The organism is Sulfitobacter undariae (assembly GCF_014196805.1).
Lineage (GTDB): Bacteria > Pseudomonadota > Alphaproteobacteria > Rhodobacterales > Rhodobacteraceae > Sulfitobacter > Sulfitobacter undariae.
This window is the reverse complement of sequence record NZ_JACIEI010000025.1, coordinates 18008-29703: the sequence shown is the minus strand read 5'-3', so window position 1 is coordinate 29703 and position 11696 is coordinate 18008. Positions and strand designations below refer to the sequence as shown.

Genomic DNA, 11696 nt, shown 5'->3' with positions numbered 1-11696 from the left:
GCGAAATTCGTCCGTCCGTTTCAGTCCCATAGTTTATCTCCTTTGTTACAGTAAATGCTATCAAAGGAGCGGCATCAAACCGCGACAGGTCCAAAGCTCTAGATGGCGCGCATGATGGCCACGGCGCCTAAAGTGATGCTTCTTGACGAGGTTTTTGCCGGACTAACCGTCGGTGAGATCGCGCAAATTGCAGCATTGATCCAGCAAATGCGTGCTGATGGCATGACGTTTCTCATCGTGAGCCATGACCTTAAGGCGTTGGAACCGTTGGTCGATACGGCCATCGCCATCGCCACGGGCTCAAAAATTTCCGAAGGCAATTTTAGTGATGTTATGGCCGATCCCGCTGTTCGGTCCTCATATCTTGGAGCCGCATAATGGCCTTTTTTGAAATAGCGTCCCTTTGTGCATTTTATGGTAAAGCGCAAGCACTGCATGATGTATCTCTTTCTGTTGAAAAGGGTGAAATCATTGCGATTGTTGGTGCAAACGGGGCGGGTAAATCCACGCTGCTTGATAGTGTGATGGGGATGACCAAAACTAGCGGAACGGTGACGTTTGATGGTTCTGTAGTGACGCTTTTGGCGTCTGGGCCAACTATATTTTTCTTGATTTTAGAACCTGATCACGCGATTGGGGGCCTCAGAAATACATGAAATGGAGTTGATATATGCCAATTGAAACAATCGGTGGCACGGTGTGCCTGCCAGACGGAACCCCGGTGCCATTGTCCAAAGCCGTTCGGGCAGGCGACTTCTTGATCCTTTCCGGTCAGCTAGGGTTTGGCGCAGATGGCCGGATTGTTGATGGGGGTGTTGAAGCGCAAACCAGACAATGTATCGAAAATGCGATAGCTGTTCTTGCCGAAGCAGGTAGCTCTCTTTCCGAGGTGGTAAAGGCGAGCATCTGGTTGACCGATACCGCAGATTTTGGTGCCTTTAACAAAGTTTATGGGTCGTATTTCCCGTCACATCCTCCGGCGCGTTCTGCGGTTTGTTCCGCATTGATGGTCCCCGGAGCTGTAGTCGAGATCGAATTCATGGTGCATCAGCCGGGCTGAAAGTAGCCAACCTCACCATTGGGTTTTATACGCTGAGATTCAGTGCAGACACAAATGACCTCAGCGTCGGTATCGCCTGCGTTGAGGTACGCATGGCCCATGGTGCTGTCCAAATAAATGCTCTCTCCGCAATTTAGGACGACGGGTGCATAAAACTCGCTATGAACCTCGACAGAACCTTGGATTACGACCAAAAACTCTTCACCGCCATGACGTTCAAGTGGGCCGAACTCCTTCATCTCTGATGCTTTGATCCGCGCTTGGATTGGCACCATGCGCTTGTTTGTTAAGTCTGCGCAGAGATATTTATACTCATAGTTTTGGGTGTCGATTACGACGCCGTCACCTTGGCGAGACGGCAAAAACCGGCTGTTCGGGATCTTCTGGTCCAGTTCGTTTGTCTCGTCACCAATTAACTGGCCGATCGACAGTTCAAGGCCGCTGGCGAGCCGCAATACCTTGTCGAGTGTTGGCGATAGCGCGCCGTTTTCGATCTTTGAAATAGTGGAAACCGCAACGCCTGACAGGTTTGCAAGATTGCTCAGGGTCAGCTGCCGAGCCTTGCGCAGGAGCCTGAGCCGGGTACCGAATTCTTGTGCCGTTGTCATATGTGTTTCACGCCTTCGCTTGAGTTCTAACAGAGTACTGAAGTTCTGCCGTTAAGTGAAATATTATCGTATAGTAGAATTATATGTTGCCATTGGAAAATTCTTGGATAGTCTTTGGGAGACGTCGTTGGCCTAAGGAACACATGGATGCAAGAACAGAGTAGATCCGCTGAAATCATCGTGATTGGTGCAGGCATTGCTGGCGCTTCTGTAGCTGCCCTGCTTGCGGGTTCTAATACTGTTGTGTTGATCGAGATGGAGGCGCAGCCTGGTTATCATACGACGGGTCGTTCGGCTGCGGTTTTTGCACCTAATTATGGCCCCTCAGGTGTACGTGCCCTGACCCGTGCATCGCGTGCGTTCTATGAAATGCCGCCGGAAGGATTTTCCGAGGTGCCGCTTCTATCGCCACGCCATATTTTGATGGTCGCGCGAGAGGACCAAGAGGCATCGTTGGAGGCTTTGATTGCGACGGCTTCCGCCTTTGGGCCGGTGGCTCGGTTAAGTCGTGATGAGTTAGGTGAATTCCAACCCTTGCTCCGTGACGGATATGCCAGTGCTGGCATGTTGGACAAAGGGGGGCAGGACATTGACGTCGCGGCGCTGCACCAAGGATACCTGAAGATGTTCAAAGCGCAGGGCGGATCACTTGTCACAAATGAAGAAGTTTCTTCTTTGGAGCGTAGGGGCGAGAGTTGGGTCGTTGCTACGCAGAAGGGTGAGCTATCGGCGCCTATCATCGTTAATGCGGCCGGTGCATGGGCCGAACAAATTGGGCGAATGGCAGGTGCTGAAACGATCGGTTTGGTGCCAAAACAACGCACAGCCATGATGGTGGCCGAACCAGAAGGCTTTACCAAACGTGACGCTCCTATCACCATTGATATTGATGAGCAGTTTTACCTCAAGCCTGACGCGGGGCGTCTTTTGATCTCACCAGCAGATGAGACGCCTTGTGAGCCCTGTGACGCGCAACCTGACGAGATGGATGTGGCTATTTGCGCTGACCGGATCATGACCGCTTTTGCGTTAGACATCCGTCGGATTGAAAACAAATGGGCGGGGCTGCGTAGTTTTGTTTCGGATAAAGAGCCTGTCATCGGTTTTTCAAATGCAGTGCCCGGGTTCTTCTGGATGGCAGGGCAGGGCGGTTATGGAATTCAAACTGCGCCTGCAGCGGCGTCATTGGCTGCGGCTTTGGTGCAAGGGTTGCCTTTGCCAGACCATATCGCTGATGAGGGGTTGAAACTGGCTGATGTCGCGCCTGCACGTTTGGGGGCATCGGCATGATCTGGTTGGTGCCTGTCATTGCTGCCCTGCTGCTGGCTTCTGGGTTGGCTTTGGCCTATGTCATTGGCGGCGCTGCGGTTTTGAGTTTTCTGATTTCGGACAACGCGCGGTATCTGGCGATACTTCCGCAAAAGGTTTTTTCCCAGATCAGCGTCTTTTCATTGCTTGCTATGCCTCTCTTTATTTTGGCAGGCGAATTGATGAACCGGGGCGGGGTGACCAAATCGCTGATTGATCTGTCAATGGCGCTGATCGGGCGGGTGCGTGGCGGGTTGGGTCATGTGAATATCATGACATCCGTCTTCTTCGCTGGAATTTCCGGATCTGCGGTGGCGGATGCGGCTGCCTTGTCCAACACGTTGGTGCCTGCCATGCGCGAGCGGGGTTACTCTGCCGAATATGCAGGAGCAATTACGGCTGCTTCATCCATCATTGGCCCCATTGTACCGCCCTCAATCATTCTCATCTTTTATGGCGCGTTGATGCAAACATCTGTCGCTGCATTGTTTGTGGCGGGTATTATGCCGGGGTTATTGCTGGCTGCTGCTCTGATTGGGGTAAACGGTTTCTTCGCATGGCGCGATGATCACCCCCGCGTTGAAAAAGGCGATGCGCCCGCCCTTGGGTCTGCAATCCTTTCGGCACTTCCGGCGCTGTGCCTGCCGATCATCATCGTTGGTGGCATCGTTTTAGGTTGGATGACACCCACCGAAGCCGCGGCTGTTGCGGTTCTGGCGGCTGCGATTGCTGCGTTTTTCTATTCGCCTCTTACCTTGACGGATTATTGGGAGAGCTTTTCGCGTACGGCCATTTTGACGGGCTCAATCTTTATGATTCTCTGCGCGGTAGCTGCATTTGGGCATCTGGCCGCGCTTGAGAGAATACCGCAGGCCATTGTAGGGCTGGTTGAGCAAATGGGTCTTGGGCCGATTGGCTTTTTGATCATGATGAATGTTTTGTTCATCATTGCGGGCATGGTTTTGGACGTGACCGTGGCGCTGGCATTGATGGTGCCATTGCTCGCTCCTGTTGCTTTGGCCAATGGCGCTGATCCCGTACATCTGGGTATCGTCATCTGCTTCAACTTGTGCATCGGCCTTGTATCTCCACCGTTGGGAGGCTGCCTGCTGATTGTCTCTACTGTCACTGGCGTAGACTATTGGAAGCTGGCACGCGCAGTCATGCCTTTTGTCATAGCTGAAATTGTTGTGCTGGGCGTACTCGTCTTCATACCTGAAATTAGCTTGTGGTTACCCCGAACATTGGGGCTCTGGAAATAAAAAACGATCAACACGGGAAGGAATGAAAATGAAACTTACACATATTTTTACCGCATCTGCTGTCGCAGTCGCTTTGGCGTTTCCCGCCACCGCGCAAGTTAAGGTTGCGTTAGACAGCCCACCGGACCTTGAAAAGTCTGGTACATATGTTTGGGCAAATACGTTCACCGAGTACCTGAAAGCGAACGGTATCGAAGCAGAAGAATACGAACGCAACTATCTGGGCGAAGAGGCCGAGCGTTTGGACCAAGTCAGCCAGGGTTTGCTGGAAGTCTCCATGTCGGATGCCAAATCGGCGGCTGCTCTGGATACAATGATCAACGGCTCCATGATGCCGTATTTCTTCGATAGTCAGGCTCAACTGGACGAAGCGCTTTATGATAACGGCATGTTGGAGCGTATCAACAAAGGCACCACACCCAAAGGTGTGCGGGTGCTGGACATTGTCATGACAGGAACGCCGACAGGAATTTTCACCACCGAAGTACCGATCCGTGCGTTTGAAGACATGCAAAACGTGCGCATGCGGGCTCTGGACGAAGTGCAGATCGAAACATTCGAACTATGGGGCTCAAAAGGGACAATCGTTTCTTGGTCAGAAGTGCCAAATGCCCTGCAAACTGGTGTGGCTGGTGGTTATATCAACCCGGCATTTGTGCCGCTCACCTATGGTCACACGGCCTTTATCAACTATTTTACCAACGTTCGGATGAGCCATTCCATTCGTACCGCAATTGCGTCCGAAGATTGGTACCAAGGGCTGTCAGACGACGAGCGTAAAGTTGTTACCGAGGCTGTAAAACTGGCCCGTGATGCGAACCGAAAGCTGGTTTCCGATGATTCAGCAGTCTTGAAAGAACTGGAAGCAGCAGGCATCGAAGTGATTGAGGTCTCTGACGAAGAGCGTCAAAAGTTCCGTGCGGCCAGCCAACCGATCTATCTGTCAACGGACATGCCAGAAGGTGGTCTGGACGTTTGGACAAAAGCGGTAGGTCGCTGAGTTATGCGGGCGGTGTCAAATTTTCTGAACCAGCTGTCGGATCGCTTGAACCGTGTGGCATTGGTGGGGGCGGCCTTGGCCGTTGCCATCATGCTTGCGGCGGCAGGATGGCAGGTCATCGCCCGTTATTTGCTAAACCAGCCACCAGTTTGGACAGAAGAACTGGCGCGGTACTCGATGATTTGGGGTGGGTTGTTGGGGGCCTCTTGTGCTTTCCGCTCCCGCTTTGACCCGACTCTTTTTCCTAATGCGTTGAAAGCCACTGGCACCAAGGGGTTGATATTAACCCTCTGTAGAGCATTCGGTGTTTTGTGCTTCATTCTGCCAATCTTATGGTTCAGCTTTTTTGGCCTCGGCGTTAACCCATCCCGCAGCTATATTGCGCGTCTTGCAGGCAGACAGACCGAAACAATGGATTTGCCGATGGTGGTTTTTGGCATCGCGATCCCAATCGCCTTTACGCTAATTCTGCTACATGTCCTGAGCGATGTCGCAAAAACACTTGCAGCAATGAGAGATGAAAAATGAAGCTTTTCATGGCGTCATTGGCCACTGAGACCAATTCCTTTTCTCCGATCCCGACAGGGTGGAGCGGCTTTAAAGAGCATATGTACAGCAAAACCGCTTCGCGTGGAGAAGCGGGGATGTATGCTGCGGCCGCGACGGTTTGGCGGCGTAGGGCGGAGGCTTTGGGTTGGGATGTTGCAGAGGGTCTAAGCACCTATGCACAGCCTGCCGGACCGACTGTGCGGGAGGTCTATGAGACCATGCGCGACGATATTCTCAACGATTTACGCGGCGCGATGCCTGTGGATGTGGTTTTGTTGTCCATGCACGGCGCTATGATTGCGCAGGGGTATGATGATTGCGAAGGCGACATGCTGGCACGGGTACGCGAGATTGTTGGTCCCGATGCCAAGCTGGGTCTGGAGCTGGACCCCCATTGCCACTTGACCGAATTGATGTTGGATAATGCAACGGCCATTATCTGTTATAAAGAATATCCGCATATCGATGTCGTTGAACGGGCAGAGGAGCTGTTTACGATCTGCGCCGATGCAGCCATCGGTAAAACTTCGCCCGCCATGCGCGACTATGATTGCCGTATGATGGCCATGTATCACACACCGTTTGAGCCTGTGCGCAGCTATGTCGATCGGATGTCTGCGATGGAAGGCAAGGACGGGTTTTTGTCAGTGTCACTGGTGCATGGGTTTCCTTGGGGTGACAACCCGCGCTGCGGGACACGGACGCTTGTAATCACCGACGGTGACGCCGAACTGGCTGCATCACGTGCGTCGGAATTGGGGCAAGAATTATGGGAGATGCGCAAAGAATTACGCCAATTCCCGACTATGGATGATGGGCTGGACCGTGCGGTTGCGGCCAATGCTGCGCCGATTGTGTTGGCAGATTTTGCGGATAATGCAGGGGGTGGCGCGCCGTCAGATTCAACCTTTGTCTTAAAGGCCGCGCTGGAACGCGGGCTGAAAGATATCGCTATTGGCACTTTCTGGGATCCTGTGCTGGTTGGCATGTGCATAGATGCGGGTGTCGGATCAGAAATGTCGGTGCGCGTTGGTGGTAAGATCGGCCCGATGTCGGGCGATCCCGTTGACCTTGTCGTTACAGTGCGCGGTATTGCACAAAACGCAGTACAACACCTTGGAACTGCCGAAATGAACATGGGTGATTGTGTCTGGTTAGAGGCTGACGGCATTCACCTTGTGGTAAACACTATGCGCACCCAAACCTTCCACCCCGAAGCGTTTGAAAACCTCGGGATAGGCCTAAGCCAAATGAAGTACATCGTGGTGAAATCATCGCAGCATTTCTACGATGGATTTGCACCAATTGCAGCTGAAGTGATCCATCTGGCAACACCCGGTGCAATCACCCCCGACTTTACAATTGTTCCCTTTACCAAAAGGGACGGAAACTATTGGCCCAAAGTCGAAAATCCGTTTGCTTGAAAAGGAGCCTCCGATGGCTGACAGTTATGATATCATCATTCGGGGCGGGCGGGTCTTGGACCCTGAAACGGGTTTTGACAAGATATGCGATATCGCCCTTTCGGGAGGGACTATCGCCAAGATCGGTGCCGTGACGAAAACGGCTGCGCGTGAAATTGATGCTACTGCTATGATCGTCGCGCCGGGTTTTGTTGATATCCACGCGCATGGTCAATCTGTCGCGGCGGACCGGATGCAGGCCTTTGACGGGGTGACGACATCGTTAGAACTTGAAGTCGGGGCCTTACCTGTTGCGGGTTGGTACGCGCGTCAGGCAAACATCCCACGTGCTTTGAATTACGGCACAGCTGCGGCTTGGATTTTCGCACGCAAAGCAGTGATGGGTGGAATGACACTGGATGCTGACATCCATCCGATTGATCAAATGGGTTCTGGCGCAGATGATATGCGGTGGTCGGTTGATGCTGCAGATATTTCACAGACCAGAGCCATCGTCGCCCATGTGCGTCAGGGGTTGGATGAAGGTGCGATCGGTATCGGGATACCCAATGGCTATGCACCCGGCGCAGGTGTTAAAGAAATGACCGATATTTGTGATCTGGCGTTTGAATATAACACGCCAACCTTCACGCATATCGCATACCTCAGCAATATAGACCCCCAGAGCTCGGTTGATAGCTATGTTCGCTTGATCGGGCTGGCAGGGGCCACAGGTGCGCATATGCACATTTGCCATTTGAATTCGACATCTCTTATGGACATCGAGCGGGTGGTGGAGTTGGTAGCCAAAGCCCAGTCGCAAGGCTTGCCCGTCACAACAGAGGCTTATCCATACGGCACAGGTGCCACGGTTGTGAGCGCCGGATTCTTCATGGATCCAGATTTCACCAAGCGCACAGGAAGCGATTATGACAATGTTGAGCTGATCCATAATCATCACCGTTTTACCGGACGTGATGACATAGAGCAGGCACGTAATGCTTCGCCAACGGATTTGGTCATGTGGCACTTTTTGGATGTTGATGTGAATGCCGAACACCGCCGACTGCTGGATCTTTCGGTGACCTATCCTGAAGGGGCAATCGCATCGGATGCCATGCCGTGGATCAACGCGGATGGCAGCATCTATGAAGGTATGGAATGGCCGCTGCCCGAAGATTTATCGGCGCATCCCCGTTCTTCTGGCACCTTCACGCGCTTTTTGCGTGAACATGTGCGCGAACGCAAAACGATGCCTTTGATGCAGGCATTGGCCAAATGCACAATCCTGCCTGCGCGTGTCATCGAAGGCTGTGCCGAACAGATCACCAAAAAGGCGCGCCTTCAGGAAGGCTGTGACGCCGATATCGTGATCTTTGACCTTGATACACTGACCGATCACGCGGATTTCACACAGATGAATAGACCCTCTGAAGGGGTAAGGCACCTTTTGGTAAACGGTGTTTGTGTCATTGATGCAGGACAGCTTGTACCTGCTGCCGCACCGGGTCAGGCGATACGCCGTCATCTAACGTGAGCGTTCCCGTTCTTCTGGTCACTGGTTTTTTGGGGGCAGGGAAGACCACCTTTATTAACCAACTTCTTCAAGGGGACCACGGCTTGCGGATCGCGGCCATCGTGAATGATTTCGGATCAATCAATATTGATGCTAAGCTTTTGGATGCCTCTGCGGATGGGGTTATCGGGCTTAAGAACGGTTGCATTTGTTGCTCGCTTCAGGGGGATTTGCTCCGCACGCTCAAGATTGTTCTGGGGCAAAAACCGTCTCCCGAGTTGATTGTAATTGAAGCCAGTGGCGTTGCCGATCCGGCAGGTATTGTTCAATCCTTGATGGATCCCGTGCTGTGGCATTCCGCCCGTCTTGAAATTGTTGCATGTGTCATTGACGCGCCCGACGTGAATGACCGCGTAAATGACCCGCTTTGGCAGACGCAACTGCGTGGGTCGGATGTGTTGTGTTTGGCCAAAACCAACGGCTTGCCTCAAGATGCAATCGCATCGCTAAAAGCCCGTCTGGCAATTTTGGGTAAACGCCACGTCTTTGATCTTGGCGAGAAACTACCTCTGACTGTGCTGCTTTCCGGTGGCAGTCTTAAGCCCAGAGATATAGATTACCCCCCTTTGACTGACAGCCGTTTCGTTCATTTGGAATGGGAACGTGAAGGTCAGATCTCGATGGTAGATTTTCAAGCCGTCATGACGGAGCTTGCTCCGAACCTATTACGTGCCAAGGGTTTTTTGACTTTTTGCGATCAACCCAAAGGGATGCTTTTCCAACTTGTAGGACAGCGCGCAACGCTTGTCGGCAGTGACAGGACGGATGAAGGTAAATGTCAGTTGGTGCTCATTGGTGATAAAAAGAACTTTGATGTGGAGGTCGCCTACAGCCTGCTTGATCGGTTGTGAAGTGATCCGGTTCATTCGGATAGATTTACGGCTCAGCTAAGGTTTGTTCAGCTAGTTAGTCGGCCTCCTATTTGAGTGACCGTCCCTGCCGTTCAACCCTTGCCCAGCAATGCATCGAAAATGCCTGAGAGGGGTATTTGGCGATAACTTCTTACAATGTCATCACCTGCCTCGGCTGGACTTTGTGCTTGGCTGCAAGTGCTTGTGTCATTTGATCTCAACGCAGCGTTTCAAGCGCCATGCCCGTTTAGTTGCCGTGTTGTAAAATATGCACGGAAGGTGACGGGACTGAAAATGTTGCGACAAAAACAAGTATAGCACCGCCAAGAATAGTGTCCGCAGGCTGGTGACGCTCTATGCGCCTGAGGCCTGCGGACATATCCGGATTTCTTAGCGGGATCGGTACATCCTAAATCCAATCCACCAGATGTTTAGCCTGAACCCTTAGGCAGATTTCAACCAGCACTTGATGGCGGCTTTGTTGTTCATCATGCCGCCGTTCCCATCTGCTATCCAACCGCCAAGATCGTTGGATACACCGGCTATTAGTTGGTTAAACATCGGCAGAATTACGCCGCCTTCGTTACTTACCATGCGCCCCATCTGGCTATAGATTTCTTTGCGCTTCGTCTGATCTAATTCGGCTCTGGCTGCGATGAGCATCGCGTCGAATTCAGGGCGTTTCCAACGGCTGTCATTCCAGTCTGCGCTCGACAGGTAGCCTGTCGAATACATCTGATCCTGCACCGGGCGTCCGCCCCAATACGATGCACAAAACGGCTTCACGTTCCATACTTCGGACCAATAGCCATCATTAGGCTCGCGTTTGATCTCAAGCGGAATCCCCGCAGCCTTTGCGCTTTCTAGAAACAAAGATGCTGCATCTACGGCACCGGGAAACGCGCCGTCAGAGACGCGCAGAATGATCGGGCTGCCATCATGGCCAGATTTCGCATAATGTTCCTTGGCTTTTTCGATGGAATGTTCGCGCTGTGGGATGCTGTCGTCAAATAACGGATAGGCCGCGTTGATCGGCATGTCGTTGCCAATGGAGCCATATCCGCGCAAAATTTTGTCAACCATTTCTTCGCGGTTGATCGCGTATTTCAGCGCTAGCATTAGATCGTTATTGTCAAAAGGCGCGGTGTCTACATGAGCAACAAAGATATAGTGCCCCCGCCCTGCAACAGACTTCACACTCAAGGTGGGCGCGCGGTCCAACAGGGCTGCAATTTTGGGATCAACACGGTTAATCGCATGGACCTGTCCTGATTGCAGCGCAGCAGTGCGCGTTGTGGCGTCGTTTAAAATGAGTTGCTCAACTTCATTTGCCCAACCACGGTTTTCGCTGTCCCAGTAGTCTTCGCGCCGTTTGTAAGCATGACGCACACCTGGTTCGTCGATTTCGAGCGTATAGGGGCCAGTGCCAATCGCGGCGCCCGGATTATCGTAGCCGCCATCAGGCTGGATGATCAGGTGGTAATCTGCCATCAGGAACGGCAGGTCAGAGTTGGCGACTTCAAGTTCAACGACAAAGTTGTCGCCGTCCACTTTCATACCCGCAATACCCCTCATGATGCCCAACGCACCTGATTTACTGTTCTCGTCAGAATGGCGCTGAATCGACCTGAGCACATCCTCAGGGGTCATGTCTTTGCCGTTGGAAAACTGAATGCCTTTGCGGATTGGGAAAGTCCACGTCTTGGCATCCGCAGAAGCTTCGGCAAGTTTGGATAGACGGGGCTGTAATTGACCTTTTTCGTCGACCTCAACCAGTGTCTCACCCCAGCAGCGAAGGTTGTTGAATACTGCGTCAGATGCGGCCAGCGCGGGATCTTGGGTGTTTGTACTTTCACCGCCAGATGAGCCAATTTTGATTGTACCGCCACGCTTTGGTGTTTCATTGGCATCTGCGCGACCAGAGGTGACCAGCATAAGATTGGCCGCAGCCGCAGTCACGCCAAGCGCCGCAGCGCGGCCAATAAATTCACGGCGGGTCATCAGGCCCTTTGCCACTTCAGTTGTCATGTTCTTGAGTTGCGTATTCATTTCGTCCTCCAGATTGAATGTCTCTGCGTT

The 11696-nt window shown here is 52.5% G+C and carries 12 protein-coding genes; 10 read left to right on the top strand and 2 right to left on the bottom strand.

Annotated features, from left to right (window positions below; all coding sequences use genetic code 11):
• Positions 1 to 114: 114 nt before the first annotated feature.
• From GGR95_RS18115 to GGR95_RS18105, 3 genes are read left to right on the top strand one after another with little or no spacing between them, the layout of a single operon-like run.
• Complete coding sequence (locus GGR95_RS18115; RefSeq protein ID WP_221385020.1) at positions 115 to 378, top strand: P-loop NTPase family protein; 264 nt, start codon at positions 115 to 117, stop codon at positions 376 to 378.
• Positions 378 to 656, top strand: a complete 279-nt coding sequence (locus GGR95_RS18110) for an ATP-binding cassette domain-containing protein (protein ID WP_184568282.1) — start codon at positions 378 to 380, stop codon at positions 654 to 656. Before GGR95_RS18115 ends, GGR95_RS18110 begins: the two co-directional genes overlap by 1 nt.
• 14 nt (positions 657 to 670) lie before the next feature.
• A complete protein-coding gene (locus GGR95_RS18105) occupies positions 671 to 1060 on the top strand; it encodes a RidA family protein (RefSeq protein ID WP_184568281.1) in 390 nt (129 codons plus the stop codon).
• Here the strand turns inward: GGR95_RS18105 and GGR95_RS18100 are convergent.
• Positions 1048 to 1668 (bottom strand): helix-turn-helix domain-containing protein, encoded by a 621-nt coding sequence (locus GGR95_RS18100; protein WP_184568280.1) that lies wholly within the window; start codon positions 1666 to 1668, stop codon positions 1048 to 1050. The genes GGR95_RS18105 and GGR95_RS18100 overlap by 13 nt on opposite strands.
• A gap of 147 nt (positions 1669 to 1815) precedes the next feature.
• Between GGR95_RS18100 and GGR95_RS18095 the strand changes: the two genes are divergently transcribed.
• The 7 genes from GGR95_RS18095 to GGR95_RS18065 are packed head-to-tail and all read left to right on the top strand — an operon-like array spanning position 1816 to position 9617.
• Entirely contained in the window at positions 1816 to 2958 is a 1143-nt protein-coding gene (locus GGR95_RS18095; protein WP_184568279.1) for an NAD(P)/FAD-dependent oxidoreductase, read from the top strand.
• Positions 2955 to 4238 carry a TRAP transporter large permease gene (locus GGR95_RS18090; protein WP_184568278.1) on the top strand — a complete coding sequence of 428 codons (1284 nt, stop codon included), beginning with the start codon at positions 2955 to 2957 and terminating at the stop codon, positions 4236 to 4238. The genes GGR95_RS18095 and GGR95_RS18090 overlap by 4 nt, the downstream gene beginning before the upstream one ends.
• 28 nt (positions 4239 to 4266) lie before the next feature.
• Entirely contained in the window at positions 4267 to 5238 is a 972-nt protein-coding gene (locus GGR95_RS18085) for a TRAP transporter substrate-binding protein (RefSeq protein ID WP_184568277.1), read from the top strand.
• Between the two features lie 3 nt (positions 5239 to 5241).
• Positions 5242 to 5766 (top strand): TRAP transporter small permease, encoded by a 525-nt coding sequence (locus GGR95_RS18080; protein WP_184568276.1) that lies wholly within the window; start codon positions 5242 to 5244, stop codon positions 5764 to 5766.
• The gene (locus tag GGR95_RS18075; protein ID WP_184568275.1) at positions 5763 to 7211 is read left to right on the top strand and encodes a M81 family metallopeptidase; all 1449 of its coding nucleotides are present in this window, start codon (positions 5763 to 5765) and stop codon (positions 7209 to 7211) included. The genes GGR95_RS18080 and GGR95_RS18075 overlap by 4 nt, the downstream gene beginning before the upstream one ends.
• A 13-nt stretch (positions 7212 to 7224) precedes the next feature.
• Positions 7225 to 8727: an amidohydrolase family protein gene (locus GGR95_RS18070; RefSeq protein WP_184568274.1), complete on the top strand. Its 1503-nt coding sequence runs from the start codon at positions 7225 to 7227 to the stop codon at positions 8725 to 8727.
• Positions 8724 to 9617, top strand: coding sequence for a GTP-binding protein (locus GGR95_RS18065; RefSeq protein WP_184568273.1), 894 nt, complete (start codon positions 8724 to 8726; stop codon positions 9615 to 9617). The genes GGR95_RS18070 and GGR95_RS18065 overlap by 4 nt, the downstream gene beginning before the upstream one ends.
• Positions 9618 to 10061: 444 nt before the next feature.
• Here GGR95_RS18065 and GGR95_RS18060 read toward each other — a convergent pair whose 3' ends face one another.
• Positions 10062 to 11666 (bottom strand): ABC transporter substrate-binding protein, encoded by a 1605-nt coding sequence (locus tag GGR95_RS18060; protein ID WP_184568272.1) that lies wholly within the window; start codon positions 11664 to 11666, stop codon positions 10062 to 10064.
• Between the last annotated feature and the right edge of the window lie 30 nt (positions 11667 to 11696).